Annotated in this window: 18 protein-coding genes; 13 read left to right on the top strand and 5 right to left on the bottom strand. The window is 73.5% G+C overall.

Annotation, left to right across the window (positions count from 1 at the left end; genetic code table 11):
- Positions 1-271: 271 nt before the first annotated feature.
- Together ACIQR3_RS17210 and ACIQR3_RS17205 are read left to right on the top strand one after the other, a co-directional pair.
- Positions 272-1,258 carry a hypothetical protein gene (locus ACIQR3_RS17210; protein WP_403539391.1) on the top strand — a complete coding sequence of 329 codons (987 nt, stop codon included), beginning with the start codon at positions 272-274 and terminating at the stop codon, positions 1,256-1,258.
- Positions 1,259-1,566: 308 nt separating this feature from the next.
- Complete coding sequence (locus ACIQR3_RS17205) at positions 1,567-2,283, top strand: adenosylcobinamide amidohydrolase (protein WP_403539388.1); 717 nt, start codon at positions 1,567-1,569, stop codon at positions 2,281-2,283.
- An 18-nt stretch (positions 2,284-2,301) separates the two neighbouring features.
- On the opposite strand, the gene ACIQR3_RS17200 is transcribed toward ACIQR3_RS17205, so the two are convergent.
- Positions 2,302-3,354, bottom strand: a complete 1,053-nt coding sequence (locus tag ACIQR3_RS17200) for a DUF6745 domain-containing protein (RefSeq protein WP_403540041.1) — start codon at positions 3,352-3,354, stop codon at positions 2,302-2,304.
- Between the two features lie 210 nt (positions 3,355-3,564).
- The gene (locus tag ACIQR3_RS17195) at positions 3,565-3,891 is read right to left on the bottom strand and encodes a hypothetical protein (RefSeq protein ID WP_403539386.1); all 327 of its coding nucleotides are present in this window, start codon (positions 3,889-3,891) and stop codon (positions 3,565-3,567) included.
- Between the two features lie 172 nt (positions 3,892-4,063).
- On the opposite strand from ACIQR3_RS17195, the gene ACIQR3_RS17190 reads away from it, so the two are divergent.
- The 6 genes from ACIQR3_RS17190 to ACIQR3_RS17165 all read left to right on the top strand — a co-directional run bounded on the left by ACIQR3_RS17190 (position 4,064) and on the right by ACIQR3_RS17165 (position 10,515).
- Entirely contained in the window at positions 4,064-5,020 is a 957-nt protein-coding gene (locus ACIQR3_RS17190) for an STM4015 family protein (protein WP_403539383.1), read from the top strand.
- A 6-nt stretch (positions 5,021-5,026) separates the two neighbouring features.
- On the top strand, positions 5,027-5,980 hold the full coding sequence (locus ACIQR3_RS17185; protein WP_403539381.1) for an STM4015 family protein: 954 nt from the start codon (positions 5,027-5,029) through the stop codon (positions 5,978-5,980).
- Positions 5,961-7,190 carry an STM4014 family protein gene (locus tag ACIQR3_RS17180; protein WP_403539378.1) on the top strand — a complete coding sequence of 410 codons (1,230 nt, stop codon included), beginning with the start codon at positions 5,961-5,963 and terminating at the stop codon, positions 7,188-7,190. The genes ACIQR3_RS17185 and ACIQR3_RS17180 overlap by 20 nt, the downstream gene beginning before the upstream one ends.
- 85 nt (positions 7,191-7,275) lie before the next feature.
- On the top strand, positions 7,276-8,148 hold the full coding sequence (locus ACIQR3_RS17175) for an STM4013/SEN3800 family hydrolase (protein ID WP_403540038.1): 873 nt from the start codon (positions 7,276-7,278) through the stop codon (positions 8,146-8,148).
- A complete protein-coding gene (locus ACIQR3_RS17170) occupies positions 8,145-9,509 on the top strand; it encodes an STM4012 family radical SAM protein (RefSeq protein ID WP_403539375.1) in 1,365 nt (454 codons plus the stop codon). The genes ACIQR3_RS17175 and ACIQR3_RS17170 overlap by 4 nt, the downstream gene beginning before the upstream one ends.
- 10 nt (positions 9,510-9,519) lie before the next feature.
- On the top strand, positions 9,520-10,515 hold the full coding sequence (locus tag ACIQR3_RS17165) for an STM4011 family radical SAM protein (RefSeq protein WP_403539373.1): 996 nt from the start codon (positions 9,520-9,522) through the stop codon (positions 10,513-10,515).
- On the opposite strand, the gene ACIQR3_RS17160 is transcribed toward ACIQR3_RS17165, so the two are convergent.
- The gene (locus ACIQR3_RS17160; protein ID WP_403539370.1) at positions 10,445-11,047 is read right to left on the bottom strand and encodes a hypothetical protein; all 603 of its coding nucleotides are present in this window, start codon (positions 11,045-11,047) and stop codon (positions 10,445-10,447) included. The two genes, ACIQR3_RS17165 and ACIQR3_RS17160, sit on opposite strands and share 71 nt — an antisense overlap.
- Before the next feature lie 243 nt (positions 11,048-11,290).
- Here ACIQR3_RS17160 and ACIQR3_RS17155 point away from each other — a divergent pair, with 243 nt between their 5' ends.
- Positions 11,291-11,836: a hypothetical protein gene (locus ACIQR3_RS17155; RefSeq protein ID WP_403539367.1), complete on the top strand. Its 546-nt coding sequence runs from the start codon at positions 11,291-11,293 to the stop codon at positions 11,834-11,836.
- A 162-nt stretch (positions 11,837-11,998) separates the two neighbouring features.
- Here the strand turns inward: ACIQR3_RS17155 and ACIQR3_RS17150 are convergent, their stop codons facing one another.
- Positions 11,999-12,508: a molybdenum cofactor biosysynthesis protein gene (locus ACIQR3_RS17150; RefSeq protein ID WP_403539366.1), complete on the bottom strand. Its 510-nt coding sequence runs from the start codon at positions 12,506-12,508 to the stop codon at positions 11,999-12,001.
- 181 nt (positions 12,509-12,689) lie between these two features.
- Between ACIQR3_RS17150 and pgm the strand changes: the two genes are divergently transcribed.
- The 4 genes from pgm (at position 12,690) to ACIQR3_RS17130 (ending at position 23,840) form a co-directional block, all read left to right on the top strand.
- A complete protein-coding gene (gene pgm / locus ACIQR3_RS17145; protein WP_403539363.1) occupies positions 12,690-14,330 on the top strand; it encodes a phosphoglucomutase (alpha-D-glucose-1,6-bisphosphate-dependent) in 1,641 nt (546 codons plus the stop codon).
- Between the two features lie 196 nt (positions 14,331-14,526).
- Positions 14,527-17,148: a beta-L-arabinofuranosidase domain-containing protein gene (locus ACIQR3_RS17140; RefSeq protein WP_403539360.1), complete on the top strand. Its 2,622-nt coding sequence runs from the start codon at positions 14,527-14,529 to the stop codon at positions 17,146-17,148.
- Positions 17,149-17,204: 56 nt separating this feature from the next.
- Positions 17,205-20,579 (top strand): glycosylhydrolase-like jelly roll fold domain-containing protein, encoded by a 3,375-nt coding sequence (locus ACIQR3_RS17135; RefSeq protein WP_403539357.1) that lies wholly within the window; start codon positions 17,205-17,207, stop codon positions 20,577-20,579.
- A gap of 27 nt (positions 20,580-20,606) precedes the next feature.
- Positions 20,607-23,840 carry a family 78 glycoside hydrolase catalytic domain gene (locus tag ACIQR3_RS17130; protein ID WP_403539354.1) on the top strand — a complete coding sequence of 1,078 codons (3,234 nt, stop codon included), beginning with the start codon at positions 20,607-20,609 and terminating at the stop codon, positions 23,838-23,840.
- A gap of 123 nt (positions 23,841-23,963) precedes the next feature.
- On the opposite strand, the gene ACIQR3_RS17125 is transcribed toward ACIQR3_RS17130, so the two are convergent.
- On the bottom strand, positions 23,964-25,367 hold the full coding sequence (locus ACIQR3_RS17125) for an FAD-binding oxidoreductase (protein WP_403539352.1): 1,404 nt from the start codon (positions 25,365-25,367) through the stop codon (positions 23,964-23,966).
- Positions 25,368-25,463 lie beyond the last annotated feature (96 nt).

Genomic DNA, 25,463 nt, shown 5'->3' with positions numbered 1-25,463 from the left:
AACGCCATGTTGTCGCCGGGGTGTCCGAGTCCTGGACGGTCGGTGACACGGCCGGTCACGGGTACCGACGGTGGCCGACGGCGTGCGCCGTCGCGCGGTCCGGTGGAGCCTGGTGAACGTGCGACGCAGGAGAGCGCGCCGCGCCGGCGGCGCGGACCATGACCCGGGTGCGGGTGCGGGTGCGGGTGCGGGTGCGGGTGCGGGTGCGGGTGCGGGTGCGGGGCCGGGTTCGGTTTCGGGCTCGGGCCCGGGCTCGGGCCCGGGCCCGGATGTGGAGACGGCGCTCGACGCGCTGTACACCACACCGCCGCCGGGCTTCGTGGCCCGCCGCGAGGAACTGGCCGCCGAGGCCAGGAAGGCCGGCCGCGCCGAGGACGCCCGTCTGATCAAGGCCGCCCGCCGCCCCACGCTGGCGGCCTGGGCGGCCAACCTCCTGCTGCGCTCCCGGCCCCAGGAGTGCGAGAAGCTGCTGGAGCTGGGACGTGCCCTGCGCGAGGCCTACCGCACCCTGGACGCCGCCGAGCTGAAGTCGCTGTCCGCGCAGCGACGCGTGGTCTCCGCGCTCACCGGGCAGGCCGCCGAGCTGGCCGATGCGGCCGGCCACCGGCTGTCCGCCGCGGTCCGGCAGGAGGTCGAGTCGACCCTGGGCGCGGTACTGGCCGACCAGGAGGCCGCCGACCGATGGGCCACCGGCCGCCTGCACACCGCCCTCACCCCGCCGTCGGTGTTCCCCGCCGAGTCCGCCCAACCGGTCCCGGAACGACCGCCGAGGCCACCGGTGACCGAGCGGAAGCGGCGTACGAATGCCAAGGATGAACCAGATGAACCAGATGAACCAGATGAACCAGATGAACCAGATGAACCAGCCGAACGGCGTCGGAGCGCGGCTGCGAGGGGGGCCGCGAGCGAGGCCGTGGACGAACTGGCCGAACGGCGAAGGATACGGCGGGAGCGGCTCGCTCGCGCCCGGGAGACGGCCGAGGCGGCGGCGCGGCTCCTGTCCTCTGCACGCACCGAGGCGGCGGAGGCGGACGCCGGTCTCGGCCGGGCCCGTGAGCGGCGCGAGGAGGCCCGGCAGCGGGTGTCCGAGGCGGAACAGCGGCTGACCGAGGCCCGCGCCGAGGCCCGGCGGGCCGACCGGGAGCAACGGCAGGCCGAGGAACGGCACCGCACGGCGGCGCACGCGCTGACCACGGCCGAACGAGAGGCACGGGAAGCCGAGCGGGTCCTGAGCCGACTGGACCCGCGCGGCGGTTAGGTCACCCGGGCCACCGAGCGCAACGTCTCCGGCCGCTCCCACATGAGCCGCGAGGAACTGATCGACGCGCTGGCCGGCCCGGGACGCTGGGACGCCGCCGCCGGTCGAAGAGCGCCGCCTGAGCCCTCTCGGCGAGCCAGATGCCCGCGTGCCCGGCCGGGCGGGCCGCGTACGATCGTCCGGTCGGCTCTGCCCTCCCCTGCCCGTCTGTCGCCCCTTCCCCGCCGCCTCCCTTTGCCCTTGTCCACCCCTTGTCCACCCCTGTCCACCCCTTTGTCCACCCCTTGACCTCTCAAGGAGCCAGCCAGGTGCCCGCCGTCCTGCCGTCGCCTCGAACCGGCCCCCTCCTGACGGACTGGGAGCACCTGGTCCGCACGGAGGACGGCGAACGCCTGCACGCGCTGCTCTGGCGGGCCGGTCCGGGCTGGCGGATGGTCGCCAGCGCCGTGCTGGGCGGTGGGATCGCCCAGCGGACGTGGGTGCTCAACGCCCAGGTGGCCCACGGCTACCGCCGTACCGACCCCGCACGGCACCTGACCGGCCTGGCCCGTGCGGCCGGGGCCGTGGGACCGGGTGTCGGCCTGATGACGGCCGCCGAGGTGGCCGACCCGGGGTACGCGCGCGACGGGGGAGTGGAAGCCGTGGCGACCGCGGGCGTCTCGGTGCGCGGCTGGGCGGCGTCCCCGGCGGAGGGGGCCGACGGGGCCGACCCACCCGGGACGATCAACGTCGTCGTCGCCGTCCCGGTCCCGTTGACCGACGCGGCCCTGGTCAACGCGGTGATGACGGCCACCGAGGCCAAGGTGCAGGCGCTGCTGGACGCCGGGTACGACTGTTCCGGCACCCCGTCCGACGCCGTGTGCGTCGCTGCCCGCGCGCCGCACGCCGACGCTCGATCCCATGCCTTCGCGGGGCCCCGCTCGCAGTGGGGCGCCCGGCTGGCCCGGGCCGTCCACCACGCGGTCCTGGCCGCTCTGCGGGGGAGCCCCGCGCCATCACCCACGACGGTCTCGCGCCTGCCCTGAGAACTGAGGATGCGAGTCTCACGTCTCCCGCACGGGTGCGTACACCTCCGGCCGCAGTCCGAACGTCCACGCCACCCCCTCCTTGGCCGTCCGGGTCGTCGGCGGAACCCGGAGCCAGTACGTGCGGCGGGTGCCGTCCGGTTCCGGTGTGGAGTTGATGACCTCCACCATCACCACCGGCTCGTCGTCTTCCAGGTCGATCCGCCACAGGACGCCGGTCTCGTCCCGGTCCAACGGGCGCGCACCGGAGTCGGCCAGGTAACGGTCGTAGCCGTAGTGCTCCAGCATGACCCGGCGCAGTTCCGCGTTCTCCTCGGTGCGGATGCGTTCCGGTGTCAACGTGGGCAGTTCGGCCAGGAAATCGGCCGGTACAGGCATGCCCCGCCAGGCGTACAGGGCGAAACCGTCGGGGAAGGACAGCGCGGGCCCGTCCCCGCGGTCGAGCCGTCCGGCCTCGTCACGGTGCAGGGCGACGGGGCGCTCACAGACCACCGCCACCTTCGCGAACGGCCACCACCAGCCGGCGCTGCGGGCGACCAGGGCCAGCCCGTCGAGGGGAGCACGGTCCGTGCGGAACGCGGCGAGCCAGGGCGCGTCGTGCTGGCCCAGCACGGCGTCCAGCAGGAATAGGCGGATCTCCGCCGCGGCTTCCGTGTCCTCACCGGCGAGGTCCTCCAGCACACCGCGGTGTATCCGGTCGACGAGCGACCGCACCGGTTCCCACAGCCGTCCACCCGTCACGGACCACTGCTCCGACCAGCCGATGGCGCCCAACTCGGCGTGGACCCGGTCGCGTTCCTCCGCCCAGGGCGCGGTGCGCACCGCCTCGCGGACGCTCGGACCGGAGTCCGTCAGGTCCCGCACCAGCCGCACCGCCTCGCGGGGCGAGCGCGCCCACAACACGCGCTCGGGCCCGGTCAGTCCGGCCCGCAGGTAGGCCAGCCGTACGCCCTCCTCGGCCGCCGCGCGGTCGGCGGGCACGGTCGCCAGGGCCCGCAGGCGCCAGCGTTCCACATCGTCGTCGTCGGCCCGGACGACCGGCTCCCTTCCTCCACCGGTCTCCCGCCTCATGGCTCCCGGCGTCGTCGTCCCCGGCGTCACGGTCGTCTGCGTCATGCTTCCCCAGGTCCTCATGCGTCCTGCCCCTTGATTGCCGCGATCGTCACGGTCGCTCCGGTCGCCGTGGCCGCTCCGGTCGTCACAGTCACTCCGGTAGTCCGGTAGTTGGGTAGTCCCGGTAGCCCGGGTCGTCACGGTCCCCTCCTCCGCCGACCCCATCGGTCAGTCCGCGACGATCCGCACCGACCCGGGTACGTACTCCCGTTGCCGGATCACCCGGTACCACCCCTTGGGCAGGGCGATCGCGGCATGCTCCTCGTGGACCACCCGGCCACCCTCGGGCAGCCGCAGCAGGAACGGGCCGAACGGCCCGGGCTCGCGCACCAGTTCCCCGGGGCCGACCACGGCGTGGGCGTGTCCGGTGACCTCGCCGAGGGCCAGGACGAGCCGGCCCTTCGCGTCCCGCGGCTCCTTCGGCGCCCGCCGCACATGCGGCGGCACCGCCTCGTCCGCGACGGGCACGATCAGCACATCTCCCTGCCGGTACATGGGTGTCCCCTCTCCAGCCGGTGCACGGCGCACCGGCCATGGGAAAAACCGTACGGGCCACCACTGACAACGGACCGCGGCCGAGCCCGCACCCGGCCGATGTCAGTGCCAGTTGGTAGAACTGCTGGCACATCGCCGTACCGCGTCTGTTCTCACGTCAGGATCCGTCCGCATGGTCTTCAGTGACACGCTGAACGAGCAGTACCACCTGCCCGTCGTCGACTTCCCCGGTGTGGGGCAGGAGGCCGGGCTGCCGGCCGCCGAGGAGGTGGCCTGGCGGATCTCCGCCGGGGGGTCGTACGACGAGGTGAAGTGGCCGGACGCCTTTGCGCGGTTCTGCTCCACGGTGGACGCTGACCGTGTTCGCGCGCTGGTCGTCGGAGCCTGGGACTCCCCGACGCGCTACGGACCCGACGAGGTCATCGACGCGTTGCTGGCCGCCCGGGACCGGCTGCCCGCCCTGCGCGCGCTCTTCCTCGGTGACATGGACTTCATGACCAGCGAGCTGTCCTGGATCAAGCAGACCGACGTCACCCCGCTGCTGACCGCCTTCCCCGAACTGGAGGAGTTCGGGGTCCGCGGCTCGGACGGCCTGGAGTGGCACGTGGCACGGCACGACCGGCTGCGCCGCCTGACCGTGGAGTCCGGAGGCCTGCCGGCTGCCGTGGTCCGCGGCATCGCCGCGAGTGAACTGCCCGCCCTGGAACACCTCGACGTGTGGCTGGGCACCTCCTGGTACGGCGCCGACTCAGAGCCGGCGGACGTGGCGCCGATCTTGGAGGGCAGCCGCCTGCCCCGGCTGAGGCACCTGGCGCTGCGCGACAGCGAGATCCAGGACGCCATCGCGGTGGCCGCCGCCTCCGCGCCCGTCGTCGCCCGGCTGGAGGTGCTCGACCTGAGCATGGGCACCCTGGGCGACGAGGGCGCCGCCGCGCTGCTCGCCGGTCAGCCCCTCACCCACCTGAAGAAGCTCGACCTGCACCACCACTACATCGGTGAGGAACTGCAGGAACGCATACGCCGCACCCTCGCCGTCGAGGGTGTCGACGTCGACCTGAGCGAAGACCGCACCGAGGACGACAAGAACGAGGACGGCACGGTCGCCCGTTTCGTCGCCGCAGGGGAGTGACCAGGAATGTCGTACTACTACCCTTCCCACCTGACAGCCTTCCACGGCCTGCCCGTCCATGGCTTCCCGACCGAGCCGGACAAGGCCGGTCGCACGTCACCACCCGCACCCGGCTCGGTGGCCTGGCGGATCGGCGCCGCCTACGAAGAGGACCCCTTCGAGGTGCTGTGGGCCCGGTTCCGTGACGAGGTGCGCGCCGAAGAGGTCACCGCGCTCGTCGTCGGCCCCTGGTGGATCGACTACGACGAGGAGGGCATCGGCCCGGTCCTGGACCTGATCACCGCCGACGCCCACCGGTTCCCCGCGTTGCGGGCCGTGTTCCTCGCGGACGCGGAGTCGGAGGAGTCCGAGATCTCCTGGATCAAGCAGAGCGAGGTGACCCGGCTGCTGCGCGCCTTTCCCCGCCTGACCGAACTGGGAGTGCGCGGCGCGGAGGGCCTGGTGGTGGAGCCGCTGCTCCACGACGGCCTGCGCACCCTGCGCGTCGAGTCCGGCGGCCTGCCCCGGGAATGCGTGCGGGGACTGAGCGCCTGCGCGTTCCCGAACCTGGAACGGATGGAACTCTGGCTGGGCACCGGCTGGTACGGCGGTGACTGCCGCCGCGAGGACATCGACGCGCTCCTGGCCGGACTGGCCCACTCTCCCGGACTGCGCCACCTGGGGCTGCAGAACAGCGACATCCAGAACGACATCGCGGCGGCGGTCGCCGCCGCACCCGTCGTCGTACGCCTGGACTCCCTCGACCTGAGCATGGGCGCCCTGGACGACGAAGGGGGCGAAGCTCTGCTCACCGGCCAACCCCTCACCCACCTGGGCGCGTTGAACCTCAACCACCACTTCATGAGCGAGTCGGTGGTCCGGCGGCTGCGTCAGTCCCTGGAACCGCACGACGTGTGCCTCACGCTCAAACCCGCCTCCCGGAGGAACGGACAGGAACGCTATGTCGCGGTCTCGGAGTGACACCCGCCCACCCCTCGCGGTCGTGGGCAACCCCGAGAACCGGCGGGTGACACTGTTCACCGCGGCGGCGGCCGCGGCCGGTCTGCCCGCACCGCGCGTCGTGCCCTGGACGCAGGTGCTGCGCCTGGGCGGGGCGGTCTTCGCCCCGGACGAGGTCGTCCGGATCGACTCGCCCGGCGAGCACCCGGGTGTCGACCGCGAACTGCGCGGCGTCGACGATCCCACCCGGGTCGAGGGCTCGGCCCGCTGGTACACGCGCTTCCTGGCGGCCGTGCGCGGCCTGGAGGGCGGGCAGCGCCTCGACGATCACGACGAACTGGCCGTCCTGTTCGACAAACGCCGCTGCCACGCGGTCCTCGACGCGGCCGGTGTCCCGGTGCCGTTCTCACCGACCTCCGCAGCGCCCGCCTCGCCGGCTGCAGCGGTCCACGGCTGGGACGACGTACGGCGGCTGATGGGTGAGCACCGGATGCCGCGGCTGTTCGTGAAGCTGGCGCACGGCTCGTCGGCGTCCGGCGTGCTCGCCGTGGAGGCCTCGCCGAGAGGCCGCGTCCGGGCCACCACCTCGGTCGAACTCGCCCCGGACGGCAAGCTGTTCAACTCGCTCGACGTGCGGCGTTACGAGCGGGAGTCCGACATCGCCGCCATCGTCGACACCCTGGCCTGCGACGGGCTGCACCTGGAACGGTGGGTGCCGAAGGCGTCGCAGGGCGGTCGGGCGGCCGATCTGCGGATCGTGGTGGTCGCCGGGCGGGCCACTCACGCGGTGGTCCGCACCAGTACCTCGCCCATGACGAACCTGCACCTCGGCGGCGTCCGCGGCGACCTCGACGCGGCCCGGGACGCGGTGGAGGCGGCGGGCGGGTCCTGGGCCGAGGCGCTGGAGGTGTGCGAACGGGCCGCGGCCTGCTTCCCCCGTACCCTCTGCGTCGGTGTCGACCTGCTGCCGGTCACCGGATGGCGGCGGTTCGTGGTCTGCGAGGTCAACGCCTTCGGCGACCTGCTGCCCGGTCTGACGGGCCTGCCCGGAAGCGGCGCCGAGGGCCTCGACACCTACGCCGCCCAGGTCGCCGCCGTCCTGCGGACGGCCGCCCCGCGCCAAGAGTCCCAGTTCCAGTTCCAGTCTCAGTCCCAGCCCCAGTTCCAGTCCCAGCCCCAGCCCCAGTCCCAGTTCCAGTCCAGATCGGAACAGCACCATGTCAGGCCCTGACCGGCGTCAAGTCCACCCGGAGCCGACCACCGAAGCCGGTACGACCGAAGCCGGTACGGCCGAGCCCCGCATGACCCCACCCGACATGAACGAGATCGTCGGCAGCCACGACCTGCTCCTCGTCACCCTCGACACCCTGCGCCACGACGTCGCCGCCGAACTCGCCGCGGCGGGCCGCATCCCGCACCTCGCCCGGCATCTGCCCGGCGGACGCTGGGAGAAGCGGCACGCCCCGGGGAGCTTCACCTACGCCTCCCACCAGGCGATGTTCGCCGGATTCCTGCCCACCCCGGCGGCCCCCGGCCCCCATCCACGCCTGTTCGCGGCGAGCTTCGCCGGCAGCGAGACCACCGCCGACCGCACCTGGGTCTACGACACCCCCGACCTCGTCTCCGGTCTCGCCGGGGCCGGGTACCACACGGTGTGCGTCGGGGGAGTGGGCTTCTTCAACAAGCGGGGACCGCTGGGCTCGGTGCTGCCGGGCATGTTCCACGAGTCCCACTGGGAGCCGGAGTTCGGTGTCACCTCACCCACCTCCTTCGAGCACCAGATCGTGTGCGCCGAGCAGGTGGTGCGTGAACTCCCGCGCGACAAGAGGCTGTTCCTCTTCGTCAACGTCTCCGCCCTGCACCAGCCCAACTGGTTCCACCTGCCCGGCGCCACCCGCGACGCCGGTGACACCCGCGAGACACACGCCGCCGCCCTGGAGTACGTGGACCGGCACATAGGCCGTCTGTTCGCCGCCGCGAGCAGCAGGCGCCCGTGTTTCGCCATCGTCTGCTCCGACCACGGCACGGCGTACGGCGACGACGGCTACACCGGCCACCGCCTCGGCCACGAGTCGGTGTGGACCGTGCCCTACGCCCACTTCGTCCTGGCCCCCGATACGCACGAGACTCCCGAATCCCCGGGGAACCTCGAATTCCCCGAGCCCGCCCCCGCCGGAGCCACCCGATGACCACCGCCCCCGCCCTCCGGTCCACCGACCAGGACGTCAGCCCTTACCAGCACTACGTCTACGCCTACCCCCACAAGACCGCCTACCGGCGCCTGACCGGCCGCCCGGCGCTGCGTTCCCTGTGGGCGGCCGAACCCAAGGACGCCCTCTCCCTCTACTTGCACATCCCGTTCTGCGAGATCCGCTGCGGCTTCTGCAACCTCTTCACCCGCATCGGCGCCCCGGACGGCATGACCACCGCCTACCTGGACGCCCTCGAACGGCAGGCAACCGCCGTACGGGACGCGCTCGGCGACACCGGTCCCGTCCGGTTCGCCACCGCTGCCTTCGGCGGCGGCACCCCCACCTTCCTCACCGCCGCCGAACTCCAGCGCCTCTGCGACATAGCCGAACACCGCATGGGCGCCGACCTCACCGCCGTACCCCTGTCGGTCGAGGCGTCGCCCGCCACCGCCACCGCCGACCGGCTCGAAGTCCTCGCCGCACGCGGCACCACCCGGCTGAGCCTGGGCGTGCAGAGCTTCGACGACACCGAGGCCCGGGCCGCCGTACGCCCCCAGCGCCGCGCGGACGTCGAGGCGGCCCTCGGCCGCGTCCGCGACGCCCGCATACCGGTCCTCAACATCGACCTCATCTACGGCATCGACGGCCAGACCGAGACGACCTGGCTGCGCTCGCTGGACGGGGCCCTGGCCTGGCGGCCCGAGGAGCTGTACCTCTACCCCCTCTACGTCCGCCCCCTGACCGGCCTCGGCCGCCGCGCCGGCGGCCCCGACCCCGCCTGGGACGCACAACGCCTGCGCCTGTACCGCGCCGGCCGCGACCACCTCCTCGCGCACGGCTACGAGCAGCGGTCCATGCGCATGTTCCGCCGCGCGGACGCCGCACCGCAGGGCGCCGACGACTACGCCTGCCAGACCGACGGCATGATCGGCCTGGGTTGCGGAGCGCGCTCGTACACCGCCGGGCTGCACTACTCCTTCGACTACGCCGTCGGCATGCACGAGATCCGCGCGATCATCGACGACTACGTCTCCCGCCCGGCCGCGGACTTCGCGCACGCCGAGTACGGCCGCCGTATCGACGCGGGTGAAGCCCGTCGCCGGCACCTGCTCCAGTCGCTGCTCCAGGCCGACGGCCTCGACACCGCCGACTACCGCGCCCGCTTCGGCCGTACGCCGCGGGACGACTTCGCCGCCGAACTCGACCGGTTCGCCGACCGCGGCTGGCTGGCCGGCGACGGCACCCCGGGCACGGTCCTGCGGCTGACTCCGGAGGGCCTGGCCCACTCCGACGCGATCGGACCCGAGCTGTTCTCCCCGGCGGTACGGGCCGCCATGGCCGCCTACGAACGGAAGTGACCGACGCGCCATGGACCTGACCGTGCTCTACCGCGGCCCCCTGGCCTCCTGCGACTACGACTGCCCGTACTGCCCCTTCGCCAAGCGGCGCGACAGCCGCGAGCAGCTCCGCGCGGACCGGGCGGCCCTGGAGCGGTTCGCCGCGTGGGCGGCGGACAGCACCGACGACCGGCTGTCGGTGCTGTTCACGCCCTGGGGCGAGGGCCTGACGCGCTCCTGGTACCGGCGCACCCTGACCGAGCTGTCGCACCTGCCGCACGTCAGCCGGGTGGCGATCCAGACCAACCTCAGCTGCCGCACCGACTGGCTCGCCGACGCCGATCCCGGCACTCTCGCTCTGTGGTGCACGTACCACCCCGGGCAGACGCCGTACGACCGCTTCCTGGCCAAGTGCCGGGACCTGGCCGCCCGCGGGGTGCGGTTCAGCGTCGGTGTCGTCGGACTTCCCGAGCACCTCGCAGCGGCCCGCCGACTCCGCGCCGACCTCCCCGACCACGTCTACCTGTGGATCAACGCCGCCGAGGGCCACACCTACGACGACGCCCAGGCGGCGGCCTGGACCGCCCTGGATCCGCTCTTCCCCTACAGCCGCCACCCCCACACCAGCGCCGGCCTGCCCTGCCGCACGGGGGAGTCCGTCATCTCGGTCGACGGCGACGGCACGGTACGCCGCTGCCACTTCGTCCGCGCCGAACTGGGCAACCTGTACGACGGTTCCTACCGGACGGCCCTGCGCCCGCGCCCCTGCCCGCTCACCGTCTGCGACTGCCACATCGGCTACGTCCACCTGGAGACGCTGCCCCTGTACGACGTCTTCGCCGGCGGCGTCCTGGAACGGGTGCCCGCCGTGCCCCGCCCCCGCGGCCTGTCACCCCAGGTCCCCGATGCCACGACAGGTGTCACGCCAGGTGTCACGTCAGGTGTCATGCCAGGTGTCACGTCAGGTCGATCAGCCGGTCCAGGGACGTGCCGTCCGCCCAGCGACGCAGCAGCGCACCGTCCATGAGACGGGTGCCGGTCCGGTGCCGGGCCCATCGCGCGTCCCGGGCGCTGAAGGTGCCGCGGTGCACGATCAGGAGGACCGGCGGTCCGGCGTCCGCGCGGTGGGACCGGGAGACGGGCGGGTCCTCGTCGGGCAGCGGCTCCGCGACGGGGCGGAACGCCACCTCCAGCCGGTGGCCCCGGGGATGGCGCGCCCGCACCCGGGGCCGCACGCGCTCACCGGACGGCGGCCGGACCGACCAGCCGTCCCGGCGCAGCATGCGGGTGACGGCGAGCGCGAGGCCCTCCGTGTCCAGGGCGGCGATCTCCGCCGCCGTGTAGCGGCCACGGCGGCGCCGGGCCGGCGGACGCAGCCGCCCGACGACGACCGGTACGACGACCGCCAGGAGCGCCAGGAAAGCGAGCGGCACCACGACGCCCAGGGAACGGTAGCCCGCCGCGAGCCCCGCGATCCCGGCACACAGCACCAGGACCAGCCCGGCCAGCGCCGGGAGCACCTCCCGGAACTCCGGCCCGTGCCGTCCCTGCGCCCGCAACAGCCGTACCGTTTCCCGGTGTCGGACCCGGCGGGACTCGCGTCGACCGGTCGTGCTGCGCCACATTGCCACCGGAGCCGCCCCCTGCCCCCTGCCCGCGCGCCCTGCCTGTGCGGGCACACGAGCCAGGCATACCCTTCCTGGGCCGACGGTCCTCGGCGCGGCCCGGTTTCGGTCAGGTTTCGGCCGAAACAGTCGTGGGGGCGGGCGTTTGCGCGCGGTGCGAGGGGCAAACCGGAGTCCATGACTGAACCGAACAACGACACGAACCAGAAGCCGGACACCCAGCCCGGCGGCCAGTCCGGCACCAAGCCCGGAACGAAGTCCGACACCCAGCCCGACACCCAGCCCGGAACGAAGTCGGACGCCAAGTCCGACGCCAAGTCCGACGCCACGAAGGCGAAGGCGACCGCCGCGGCCAAGGCCCGGCAGGGCGCCGACAAGGCGACGGCTCCCGCTTCGCGGACCGCCAAGGACGCCGCGAGCAAGGCCGGTGACGTCGCGTCAGCGGCGGGCTCCGGCGCGGAACGCGTGGCCGGCGTGGCGACGGGTGCCGCCCAGAGCGCCGCCAAGAGCGTCGAGGCGGGCCGCCAGGCCGTCATCGCGACCACGGGCCAGGTCGCCGGCGCCGCCAGGACGGCCTGGACGGTCATCGCCCACCGCAAGCTCGTCGCCGCCGGTGTGGGCGCGGGCCTGACCGCGCTGACCGCCGCCTCCTACGCGGTCGGCCGCCGCTCGGCCCAGCACACCCACGGCCCCGTCACCCGCCTCACCGGCGGACGGATCTGACTCCGGACCGGTACGGGCGCGCACGACTGCGCACCACACCACCGCGCACGGCCCGCGCACGAAGGGACGCCCGCGCACCCGTCAGCCGCCCGCCGGAAGCACGAGGTACCACGGCACCACGGCACCGCCCCCTCCGGCCCCGGCCCGCCCGCCGCTCACCCGCTACGCGTCCGCGACCGTCCCCCCACTCACCCACAACCTCGCCGGACCGACCGTGAGCACCCCGTCGCCGAGCGGCGTGCACCGCACCCCGCCCCCGCCGCGCAGCGCGCGCTGGGCGCCGGGGCCGATGGTGACGTCCATCCAGGCGCAGGGCCGGGCGGGACGGTTCACGGCGAACGGTACGGGCCCCGTACCGCAGTCGAGGGTGACGGTGGCGCCGACGAGGGAGTCGATGTCGACGCCTTCGAGCAGGACGTTGCGGCGGGTGTGGCGCAGGTCGACGCGGGGGGCGATGTCCCGGGGCAGGCGTTCCACGGACATGATCGTCACCGAGGCGTCGCGGTGGGCGGGACGCCCGTAGTAGCGGTCCCCGACCAGCCCCAGGCCGCGTCGCACCGCCACCCGCTCCACGCGCTCGTCGGACGGGCCGGGCGACGGCCCGTCCGCGGGGCGCCCGGCCAGCCGGTGCGCGGGTGACACCAGCAGTTGCCGCACCTCCACCTCGATCACAGACTCACCCTAAGGCCGCCCGGGTCCGGAGCCCGAACGCGGTCCGCAGGGCCCCGCCCGGGTCCGCTGCCCGAACGCGGTCCGAAGGGCAGGTCCCGGCCGTTCAGGGGTAAGGGGGGAAGATGGGTCCGCGAGCGAATGTCCGATTCGATCGCCCGATTCGATGCGGAGGAGTGGGCGCATGCAGCATGACCGAGCCGGTCAGCCGGCCGGACCCGAGGACCTGATCGACGTAGCCCGGCTGGTGACGGCGTACTACGCGCTGCACCCGGATCCGGCCGAGCCGGGACAGCGCGTGGCGTTCGGTACGTCCGGACACCGCGGATCGTCCCTGAACGCGGCGTTCAACGAGGACCACATCGCCGCGACCAGCCAGGCCATCTGCGAATACCGCGCGGAACAGGGCACCACCGGCCCGCTCTTCCTCGGCGCCGACACCCACGCCCTGTCCGAGCCGGCCCGGGTGACCGCCCTGGAGGTGTTCGCGGCCAACGACATCACCGTGCTGATCGACGAGGCGGACGGCTACACCCCCACCCCGGCGGTCTCGCACGCGATCCTCACCCACAACCGGGGCCGCACCTCCCGCCTCGCCGACGGCGTGGTGGTGACCCCGTCGCACAACCCGCCCGCCGACGGCGGCTTCAAGTACAACCCGCCCAGCGGCGGCCCCGCCGGCTCGGAGGCGACCTCCTGGATCCAGGACCGCGCCAACGAGATCATCGCGGCCGGCCTGAAGGACGTACGCCGCCTGCCGTACGCCAAGGCGCTGGCCGCGCCCGGCACCGGCCGCTACGACTTCCTGGGCACCTACGTCGCCGACCTGCCGGCCGTCCTCGACCTGGACGCGATCCGGTCCGCGGGCGTGCGCATCGGCGCCGACCCGCTGGGCGGGGCGTCGGTCGCCTACTGGGGCCGGATCGCCGAGCAGCACCGCCTGGACCTGACCGTGGTCAATCCGCTGACGGACCCGACCTGGCGGTTCATGACGCTGGACTGGGACGGGAAGATCCGGATGGACTGCTCGTCGCCGCACGCGATGGCCTCGCTGATCGCGGCGCGCGACCGGTTCGACATCGCCACCGGCAACGACGCCGACGCCGACCGGCACGGGATCGTCACCCCGGACGCCGGCCTGATGAACCCCAACCACTACCTCGCCACCGCCATCTCCTACCTCTACGCCCACCGCGCCGAGTGGCCCGCCGCCGCGGGCGTCGGCAAGACACTGGTCTCCTCCGGCATGATCGACCGGGTCGCCGCCGACCTCGGCCGGCGCCTGGTCGAGGTCCCGGTCGGCTTCAAGTGGTTCGTGGACGGACTGGTCGACGGCTCGCTCGGCTTCGGCGGTGAGGAGTCCGCGGGGGCGTCGTTCCTGCGGCGCGACGGTTCGGTGTGGACCACCGACAAGGACGGGATCATCCTGGCGCTGCTCGCCTCCGAGATCACCGCGGTCACCGGGAAGACGCCGTCCCAGCATTACGCGGCGCTCACCGAGCGGTTCGGCGAGCCCGCCTACGCCCGGATCGACGCCCCGGCGAGCCGTGAGGAGAAGGCCCGGCTGGCGAAGCTGTCCCCGGCGCAGGTCACGGCGGACACCCTGGCCGGGGAGCCGGTGACGTCCGTGCTCACCGAGGCGCCCGGCAACGGCGCGTCCATCGGCGGCATCAAGGTGACCACCGAGAACGCCTGGTTCGCGGCCCGCCCGTCCGGCACCGAGGACGTCTACAAGATCTACGCGGAGTCCTTCCGCGGTCCGGACCACCTGAAGCAGGTCCAGGACGAGGCCAAGGACGTCGTCCTCGCAGCCCTGGGCGGCTGACGCAGCGCCGGCAGCGCCGCCGACCCCGTGACGGTCGGCGGCGCTTTTTCCATCCCGTTCATTGAACGTTTCAATCAGCCTCGTCGATCTTCTTCTGTGAGAAGTATTGACCTCTCCTGTGCCTCAACTTAGCGTCTCCGGCGACAAACTTAAACGTTTCAAACGTTGCGCTGTCCGTTCGAAGGAGCACGGCACGTTGTCCGCACACCGCGCGTTCCCCAGACCGTCCCGCCGCGGCGTCATCGCCGCGTCCGCCGCCTCGGCCGCCGCGGCCGTCACCGCCCTGCCGGCCTCCGCCGCGGCCGCCGCCCTCGCCCCGGCGTCCGAGACTTCGGCCCAGACCCCCGACACCCCGGCCCAGACCCCCGACGCCCCGGCCGAACCCGCGAAAGAGGGCCCCGCCCTCGCCCCCTTCGCCCTGTCCGAGGTCCGCCTCCTCGACAGCCCGTTCCTCGCCAACATGCGCCGCACCTGCGCGTACCTGCTCTTCGTCGACCTCGACCGCCTGCTGCACACCTTCCGCCTCAACGTCGGCCTGCCGTCCTCGGCGGAGCCCTGCGGCGGATGGGAGGCCCCCGACGTCCAACTGCGCGGCCACACCACCGGCCACCTCCTCAGCGGCCTCGCCCAGGCCCACGCCGCCACCGGCGACCCCGCCTACGGCGACAAGGGCCGCGCCCTGGTGTCCGCGCTGGCGGTCTGTCAGCAGGCGGGTCCGGCGGCCGGTTTCCACCGGGGCTACCTCTCCGCCTTCCCGGAGTCGGTCTTCGACCAGCTGGAAGCCGGCGGCAAGCCCTGGGCGCCGTACTACACCCTGCACAAGATCATGGCCGGACTGCTCGACCAGTACCGGCTGAGCCGGAACAAGCAGGCGTTGGCGGTGCTGCTGGAGATGGCCGCCTGGGCGGACGCGCGCACCGCGCCGCTCTCGCGCGAGCGGATGCAGACCGTGCTGAAGGTCGAGTTCGGCGGCATGAACGACGTGCTCACCCGGCTGTACCTGGAGACCGGTGACCCCGCCCACCTGCGCACCGCCCGGCGGTTCGACCACGAGGAGCTGTACGCGCCGCTGGCGGCGGGGCGCGACGAACTCGCCGGCCGGCACGCCAACACCGAGATCGCCAAGATCGTCGGTACGGTGCCGGGCTACGAGGCGACGGGGGAGCAGCGCTACCTCACCATCGCCGACACCTTCTGGACCACCGTCGTCCGCCACCACTCGTACGCCATCGGCGGCAACTCGGACAAGGAACTCTTCGGCCCGCCCGGCGAGATCGTCTCCCGGCTCTCCGAGGTCACCTGCGAGAACTGCAACAGCTACAACATGCTGAAGCTCGGCCGGGAGCTGTTCCTGCACCGCCCGGAGCGCGCGGAGTACATGGACCACTACGAGTGGACGCTGTACAACCAGCTGCTCGGCGAGCAGGACCCCGGCTCCGCGCACGGCTTCGTCACCTACTACACCGGACTGTGGGCCGGTTCGCGGCGCGAACCCAAGGGCGGACTGGGCGCCGCCCCGGGAAGCTACAGCGGCGACTACGACAACTTCTCCTGCGACCACGGCACGGGCCTGGAGACCCACACCAAGTTCGCCGACTCCGTCTACTTCCGCTCCCGCGCCGGACGTCCGCGGGCGCTGTACGTGAACCTGTTCGTCCCGTCCGAGGTGCGCTGGGCGGAGACGGGCGTGACGGTACGGCAGGAGACCGCATACCCGACGGCCGGGCGGACCCGGCTGACCGTCACCGCCGGAGGGGCCCGCTTCGCGCTGCGCCTGCGGATACCCGGGTGGGTCGCCGACACCGGCGGCACCCCCGTGCTGAAGGTCAACGGCCGACAGGTCACGCCACGGCCGCGCCCGGGCACGTACGCCTCGCTGGACCGCCACTGGCGCACCGGTGACACCGTCGACCTGATCCTGCCGCGCGAACCCGTCTGGACCCCGGCCCCCGACAACCCGCAGGTGACATCGTTGTCCTACGGTCCGCTGGTCCTGGCGGGGGAGTACGGCGACGAGGCCCTGGCCACCCTGCCCACGATCCGTCCGCGCACCCTGCGCTCCGCCGGGGACCGGCCCACCGAGTTCACCGCCGTCGCCGACGGCCGCACGGTGACGCTGCGGCCGTTCCACGAGGTGCACCACCAGCGCTACAACGTCTACTGGGCGGTGACCCCGCGCCAGGGCCGCGCCCGGGACGTCGTGCGCTACCCGCTGGACGAGGGCACCGGCACCACGGCCGCCGACGCCACCGGCGCGTTCGGGGACGCGGTCCTGGCCGGCGGCGCCGGGTGGACGCGGGACGCCCGGACGACCGCCGTCGAGCTGGACGGCACGGACGGCCATGTCGCCCTCCCCGCCGGTCTGCTGAGCGGCCTGAACGAGCTGACCGTCAGCGTCCGCGTCCGGGTCGACCGCCTCGCCGCCTCGGCCCGCGTCTTCGACCTCGGCTACCACAAGGAGACGTACCTGTTCCTCACGGCCACCACGGGCGCCGGACGGGCCCGCGCCGCGCTGCGCATCGCCGGCATGGAGGGGGAGGACTTCATCGACGCCACCGGACCGCTGCCGGTGGGCCGCTGGACGCACGTGGCGCTCACCCTGGGCGGCGGCACCGGCGTGCTGTACGTCGACGGTGCCGAGGCCGGCCGCAACCCGGCCATGGTCTCCGGACCGCTGCTGCTCGGCGCGACCGCCCGCAACTACCTCGGCCGCTCCCAGAACACCACCCACCCGTACCTGCACGGTGCCGTGCGCGACTTCCGCCTCCACAACCGCGCCCTGTCCGCCGCCGACGTGGCCCGCCTGGCCGCCGGCTGAGCACCGCGCCCACCCGGTACTTCCGACTTCCGACTTCCGACTTCCGAGGGACACCCATGCCCGGACTTCCCCTGTCCAGACGCCACTTCGTCGCGGCGGCCGGCGCCACCGGCACCGCCCTCGCCACCGGCACCGTACTCACCACCGCCCCGCCCGCTTTTGCCGCTCCCGCCCCGGCCACCGCCCCGGCGGCCTTCTCCGCCCGCCACTTCGCGGACCCGCCGAACGACAGCCGCCCCACCGTCTACTGGTACTGGAACGGCCCCGTCACCCCGGAACTCGCCGACCGGCAGCTGGCCGACCTGCGCGCCAAGGGCATGTACGAGGTCATCCTCTTCTCCTTCGACAACGACGCGATGCAGCCGGCCTTCTTCACGGAGGGCTGGTTCGACATCGTCGGGCACGTACTGAAGACCGCCGAGCGGACCGGCATGAGGGTGTGGCTGTTCAACGACGACCACTTCCCCAGCGGCCGGGCCGGCGAGTACATCGTCAAGGGCGGCACGGTCGGGTCACGGACCTACCCGCCCCGCCCCGACCTCCGCCTGAAGGCACTGTGGCGGTCCACCACCGTCGTCGAGGGCCCGGCCCGCGCCGACCTGCGCCGCTCCACCGGCCTCGGCGTCCAGGCGGGCGCGCTCGTCGCCGACGCGGCGGTCCTCGGCGGCGCCACCGCCCTGCGCGGCAGCGCCGGCTGGACCGACTACACCGTCACCGGCAGCGCCAAGGCCGACCACACCGCCGCCGGCCTGGTCGTCCGGGCCTCCGCCGACGGCCAGGACGGCTACGCGGTCACCTTCGACCAGACCGGCGTCACCACCGTGCTCCGCCTCACCCGGGGCGCCGACCCCGTCGAACTGCTGCGCAGCAGCCGCACCGACGGCTTCAACAAGACCAAGTTCCACACCCTCGCCGTCACGGTCAGCGGCGGCCGGCTGGCCGTCACCCTCGACGGCAAGGACAAGGGCACCGTCACCGACACCGCGTACGCCGCCGGCGGCGCGGGCGTACGGGCGGTCGGCGACGAGCGCGGACTGTGGGACGGCCTCACCGTCACCGCCGCCGACGGCACCACCCTGTACACCTCCGCCTTCGACGACCCCACCGCCGCCGGGGACTTCCCCGAGCGCGACACCCTCCCGGTGACGGCCGTCGCCGCCGCGGCCCGGCCCGCCGGTACCACCGACGTCACGGACCTCACCGAGCAGGTGGACGGCACCTGGCAGGTCCCCGCTGGGCGCTGGCAGATCGACCTCTTCGGCGGCACCCCGCTCATCGACGACACCCAGGGCTACAGCCGCAGCTACGCCGACCTCCTCGACGACGAACCGGTGGACCTGTTCCTGGACATCGTGCCGGGGGAGTACCACCGCCGCTTCAAGCGTTACTTCGGCACCGTCGTCCCCGGCTTCTGGGACGACGAGCCGTTCTTCGCCTCCGCCGAGGCCCACTTCAAGCGGCTGCCCTGGTCGCCCACCCTGGACAGGGCGCTGCGCGACGTGGGCGTGGCACCCGGCGTGGCCTACGCCGCCGCCTTCGACGACCTCGGCCGCCCCGGCCGCACCGCCCGGGGCCGCTACTGGCAGGCCGTCTCCAACCGCTTCGCCCAGTACTTCGAGAAGCAGGCCCGCTGGTACGAGAGGCGCGGCGTCGCCCTCATCACCAACCCGCTCTACGACGAGACGTCCCCGGCCAAGCGCATCCCCACCACCGGTGACCTGCACAAGGTCAACCAGTGGGCGCACGTTCCCGGCGGCGACATCATCACCGCCGAGTACGTCGCCGGGGAGCAGAGCATGCTGCCCCGCAACCCCGTCTCCGTCGCCCACCAGATGGGCCGCGAGCGGGCGTTGATGGAGATGTTCGGCAACATAGGCTGGCAGGTCACCCCGGGCTTCGTGCACGCCACCGTCGGCGCGCAGGCCGCCCGCGGCGTCAACCTGACGGTGCTGCACGCGCTGTGGACCGACGAGAAGGTCGTCTACTTCCCGCCGCCGTTCGGGCCCCGCGCCCCCTGGTGGTGGGGCATGAAGCCGCTCGCCGAGTGGATCGGCCGGGTCATGGAGGCCGGCCGCGGCACCTCCGCCGCGCGCACCGCCCTGCTCCAGCCGCAGCGCGCCGCCGAACAGTTCACCGGCACCGGCCGGCAGGGCGAGGTCGACGGCGCGATCACCGACGCCGCCTACGCCCTGGAGCGCGCGCAGGTCGACTTCGACCTGCTGCACGAGGGCGCCCTCACCGGCGACCCGGACCTGCTCGCCCACGCCAGGGTGCGCGGCGGCCGGCTCGTCGTCGGCGAGGCCCGCTACGACCTCGTCGTCCTCCCCCTGACGCCCACCCTGGACGCGGCCGGCGTCCGCGCCCTCGGCTCCTTCGTCCGCGCGGGCGGCACCGTCGTCGCCGTCGGCACCCTGCCCGCCGAGGAAGCCGACGGCAACGACCGCTCGCTGGCCCGCGCCCTGTCCGACCTGTTCGGGGACGCCGTACCCGGCCGCCGCACGCTCGGCGCCGGACGGACGGTGCGCGTCACCGACGTCTCCGCACTGGGCGCCGCCGCCCAGGACGCCGGAGCGGCCGCCGCCGTACTCGACCCGCCGCAGAGCGCGATACGGGTCCTGCGCGTCACCCGGGGCGAGGACACCGCGTTCCTGCTGAACAACGAGAGCGGCGCCGACGTCGAGACCACCGCCACCCTCCCCGCCACCGGCGCCCCCGAGCTGTGGGACCCGGCGACCGGCGACACCGCCCCGGCCCCGGTGTACCGCACCTCCGGGCGCGGCCTGCACCTCCCGCTGACCTTCGCGCCGTACCAGACCCGGATCGTCGTCGTCCGCCACGCCCGGCGCCCGGAACCGCACCTGACCGCGGCCCCGCTGCCCGTCCTCGCCGTGGAGCGGTCCGGGCACACCCTGCGGGCCACCGTCGAGGCCGCCGCCCCCGGCACCCACCGGCTCACCGGCACCGACGGCGGCCACACCTACCAGGGCACCGTCCGCGTCACCGACCCGCTCGAACCGCTCCCCGTCACCGGCGACTGGACCCGCACCCTGGAACGGGACGGCGCCGCCCCGGTCACCGTCCCGCTCGGCAGCTGGACCGGCACCGACCCGCTCTTCTCCGGCAGCGCCACCTACGCCACCACCGTCGACGTCGACCGCGTCCGCCTCGACGGCCGCCGCGTCCTGCTCGACCTCGGGGACGTGCGCGACATCGCCGCCGTGACGGTCAACGGCACCGCGCTCCCGCCCCTGTTGTGGGCGCCGTTCGTCACCGACGTCACCGGGCTGCTCGTCCCCGGCGCCAACCGGCTGGAGGTCAGGGTCGCCAACACCCTCTCCAACGAGCGCAACAAGCCCCTGCCGTCCGGCCTGCTCGGCCCGGTGACCCTCCGCTTCCACCGCCGCGCCACCGTCCGCCTCACCCGCATCTGATCCGTGCCGCACGCCGAGAGGAACCCCATGCCCGGACCCCGCCCCGCGCTCGCCGTGACCGCCGCCGCGACCGCCCTCGTCACCGTGCTGGCCGGCGCCACCGCCGCGGGCGCCGCGACCGCTGCCGCCATCAGCCCCGTCCACCCGCGCGCCCAGTACCTCCAGCAGGCCCTCGGTATCGACGACACCACCCCCGACCTCAGCTGGGAGACCACCGCCCGTGTCCCGGGCGTCCTCCAGTCCGCCTACCGTGTCCAGGCGGCCACCTCCCCGCAGCGCCTGCGCAGCGGCCGGCCCGACCTGTGGGACTCCGGCAAGGTGCGCTCGTCGGCGCCCGGGACGACGTACGCCGGCAAGGGACTGGGCTCCCGCACCCGTGTCTACTGGCGGGTCAAGCTCTGGTCGCAGCGCGGCAACGCCGCCTCCGGCTGGAGCGACACCGCCGTCTTCGAGACCGGCCTGACCCGGCAGTCGGACTGGGGAGCCGACTGGATCACCCATCCCGACTGGCGGCTGAGCAAGCGCACCATCACCCCGGTCGTCGTCAAGGTGCCCCGCACCACCGCCCGTTACGTCCGCCTGGACGTCACCCGGCTCGGCCTGCCCCTCGCCGAGAACTTCCCCGACCGGACCTGGCGCCTGCAACTCGGCGAGATCGACGTCCGGGACACCGCCACCTCCGCCACCGGCCTCGCCAAGGGCGCCACCGTCACCGCCTCCGAGTCCCACACGGTCCGCAAGACCTGGGAACCCGCGCTCGCCGTCGACGGACTGCCCAACAGCGCCCTGCAGACCGCCGCCGGCTACTCCAGCGCCGCCCACACCGGCCCGGACGTCTCCGCCGCGCCCGTCACCCTCACCCTCGACCTGAAGTCCGCGAAGACCTTCGACGAGGTGGTGCTCCACCCCCGGGCCGACGTCCTCACCGACGACGGCCGCGTCCCGCACTTCCCCGTCGACTACACGGTGTCGGGCGGCGACGACGCGACCGGCGCCTTCACCGAACTCGCCCGCGTCACCGGCCAGAAGCCGCCCGAGCCGTACCTGCCCTCCGGACTCCCCCTCCTCACCGACGACTTCGCCCTCCCGGCGAACAAGAAGGTCCGCAGCGCCCGCCTCTACATCGCGGGCCTCGGCGTCTACGACGCCACCGTCAACGGCGAACCGGTCGGCGACGCCGTCCTCGAACCCGCCAACACCACCTACGGCGAGCGCGTCCAGTACGCCACCTACGACGTGACCGACCGGCTCAGGAAGGGCGCCAACACCCTCGGTGTCGCCCTCGGCAACGGCATGTCCAACGTGATCAGCACCGCCGACCGCTACCGCAAGCTGTACGGCAACCTCAGCGACCCCAAGCTGATCGCCCGCCTGGAGGTCACCCTGGCCGACGGCTCCACCCGCACTGTCACCAGCGGCGACGACTGGCGCACCGCGCTCGGCCCCACCACCTCCTCCCACTGGTACGGCGGCGAGGACTACGACGCCCGCCGGGAGATCCCGAGCTGGGACGAGCCCGGCGGCGACCGCCGGACGTGGGAGCACGCCGTCTCCGTCGGTGCCCCCGGCTCCGCCGCCCAGCCCGCCGAACTCAGCGCCCGCGAGACCGAACCGGTCCGCGTCGTGGAGACCCTCACGGGCAAGGAGGTCGAGGGCGCCGACGGCAGCCGCGTCTTCGACCTCGGCCGCAACATCGCCGGCTGGCCCGAGATCACCATCACCGCCCCCGAGGGCACCACCGTCCGCGCCTACCCGGCGGAGTCCCTCAAGAACGGCCACGCCTTCCAGTCCATCTCCAACGTCGGCGCCCCCCTGTGGGACAGCTACACCACCGGCGGCGGCCGGGACGAGACCTGGCACCCCCGCTTCAGCTACCACGGCTTCCGCTACCTGGAGCTGAAGGGCGTCCCCGAGGACGCGGAGATCACCGTACGCGGCAAGGTGCTGCGCACCGACAACGCCTCCGCCGGGAGCTTCGACAGCTCGGACCCGCTCATCGACGGCATCCACTCGCTGATCCGCGGGGCGATCCAGGGCAACATGATGAGCGTCCTCACCGACTGCCCCAGCCGCGAGAAACTGGGCTGGCTGGAACAGAACCAGCTCGTCTTCCCGGCCCTCGCCGGCAACTACGACATGCGGTCCTACCTGCGCAAGATCGTCCGTGACATGGCCGACGCGCAGACCGCGGAGGGCCTGGTCCCGAGCACCGTCCCGGAGTACACCAGCCTCCCCGGCGCCTACCGCAACGACTCCAACTGGGGCGGCGCCTTCGTCCTCGTCCCCTGGCAGCTGTACACCACCTACGGCGACAGGGAGACGCTGGAGACGTACTACCCGCGGATGAAGGAGTACGCGGCCTTCCTGGAGACCCAGGTGGCCGACGGCATCCTCGACTACGGGCTCGGGGACTGGTTCACGCCCGACCGGACCTTCCCGCGCGCGGTGGCCGGCACCTACGGCTACTGGCGGGTCACCGACGCCCTGAGCAGGATCTCGTCGGTGCTCGGCGACGAGGACGCGGCCACCGCGTACCGGGCGAAGGCCGACGCCAGTGCCCAGGCGCTCGCCGCGAAGTACTACGACACCGCCACCGGCACCTTCGGCGGCGGGGGCCAGGGCGCCGAGGCGCTGGCGCTGGACATGGGCGCCTACCCGGCGGGGGAGCGGCAGCGGCTGCTGGACCACTTCACCGGGGCGGTAGAGGACGCCGGACACCACCTGCTGCTGGGGGAGATCTCCCTGCCCAGCGCGTTCCGCGTGCTGTCGGGTGCCGGGCGCGACGACATCGTGCACAAGATCGCCACGCAGACCACCAGTCCCAGCTACGGCTACCAGGTGCTGGCCGGCAACACCACGCTCGGCGAGTCCTGGGACGGCGGTCCCGGCCAGTCGCAGAACCACTTCATGCTCGGCGCGATCGACTCCTGGTTCACCACCCGGGTCGCCGGCCTGGACCAGACCGCGGACTCCGTCGGCTACTCCGAGCTGCTGATCGACCCGGCCGTGGAGGGCGACCTGACCTCGGCGTCCGGCTCCTACCGGACGCCGTACGGCACCGCCCGTACCTCCTGGGAGCGGCAGGACGGGCACTTCCGGCTGAGCGTCGACGTCCCGGCGGGCAGCACCGCCGAGGTCCACGTCCCGACGGACGGCACCCGGCCCGTCGCCCCGCGCGGGGCACGGCTGCTGCGGGCCGGGGGCGCGGAGGCGGTGTACGAGGTGGGCTCCGGGCACTGGACCTTCCGCTCCGCCATCTGACGGAGTCGCTCGGGAAGAGGGGTGTGCCCGGGCGCGCGGTGGGCACCCGCATCCCGCGGGAAGGTGCAGGGGTGTGGCGGCGCGGCAAGGGACGGCCGCGCCGCCACCTGCGCGCCGCGCCCCTCAGGTGGCGTAGGCGACGACCTTGCCGGGGTTGAACAGGTGGTGCGGGTCCAGGGCGTCCTTGACGGCCCGGTTCAGGGCCAGCACCTCCGGTCCCAGTTCGGCGCTCAGCCCGTCCCGCTTGAGCAGCCCCACACCGTGTTCGCCGGTGACCGTGCCGCCCAGTTCCAGGGCCTGCGCGATGATCTCGTGGAAGGCGGCCTGGGCACGCGCCCGGGCCGCCTCGTCGCCGGGCGGGGTGATCAGCAGGGGGTGCAGATTGCCGTCGCCGGCGTGGGCGATGTTGGCGATCAGCGTGTCGTGCCGCTCGCCGATGGCGTGGATGCGGCCCAGCATCTCGGGCACCGCGGCCTTGGGCACGCAGATGTCCTCGGTGAGCACCGGCCCGAGCCGCTCCAGCGCCGGGTAGGCCAGCCGCCGGGCGTCGAACAGGGCGTCCGCCTCGGTCTGGTCGGTGGAGCGGACCGCGTAGGTCGCCCCGCCCTGCTCGAAGCAGCGCCGCATCTCCTCGGCCTCGCGCTCACCGGCCGGACCCGGGGCGTCGGTACGGCCCAGCAGCACGACCTCGGCCTCCGTGGACAGCCCCATGTGCTTCCAGGCGTCGACCGCCGCCAGACAGTGCCGGTCGACGAGTTCCAGGGCGGACGGGGTCAGTCCCGCGGCGGCCACGGCGGCGACGGCCCGCCCGGCGTCCACGATCGAGGAGAAGTAACCGGCGACGGTGTGCTCGGGTTCCCGTCGCGGACGCAGCCGCACGGTCACCTCGGTGATCACCCCGAGGGTGCCCTCGGACCCCACCATCAGGCTCGTCAGGTCGTACCCGGCGACGCCCTTGGCGGTGCGGCGGCCGACCCGGACCAGGTCGCCGCCGGCCGTGACGAACTGCAGCCCGAGCACGTAGTCACGGGTCACCCCGTACTTCACACAGCACAGGCCGCCCGCGTTGGTGGCGACGTTGCCGCCGATGGTCGACCAGGGGGCGCTGGCCGGGTCCGGCGGGTACCACAGGCCCTGCTCGGCGCAGGCCGCGCGCAGGGTCTCGTTGACGACGCCGGGCTCGACCACGGCGAGCCGCTCGACGGGGTCGACTTCCTTGATGGCGGTCATCGCCTCGGTGGTCAGCACCACACACCCGTCCACCGCGTTGGCGCCGCCCGACAGGCCGGTGCCCGCGCCGCGGGTCACCACCGGCACGCCGTGGTCCCGGCAGATCCGGACCGCCTGCCGCACCTCCTCGGCGGTGTGCGGGCGGACCACCGCCAGCGGCCTGCCGTGCGGCGCCCATTCGGCCTCGTCGTGGGCGTACCGGGCGGTGGCGTCCGGGTCGGTCAGGACCCGTCCGGCCGGCAGTTCGCGCAGCAGCCGGCCGGCGGCCGGGTGCTCGGGGATCGTTTCGTTGTGCATGGGTTCACGCTAGAGAGGTGCCGGTGGCCGTGGAAGTGCGGGGCCTCCTGAGCGGGGTCGATGCCGGTTCCGGACAGGACGCCGCACCACCGGGTG

Origin of the sequence: Streptomyces sp. NPDC090994, from assembly GCF_044768905.1 — a bacterium.
GTDB lineage: Bacteria > Actinomycetota > Actinomycetes > Streptomycetales > Streptomycetaceae > Streptomyces.
This window is presented reverse-complemented; position numbering and strand designations above follow the sequence as displayed.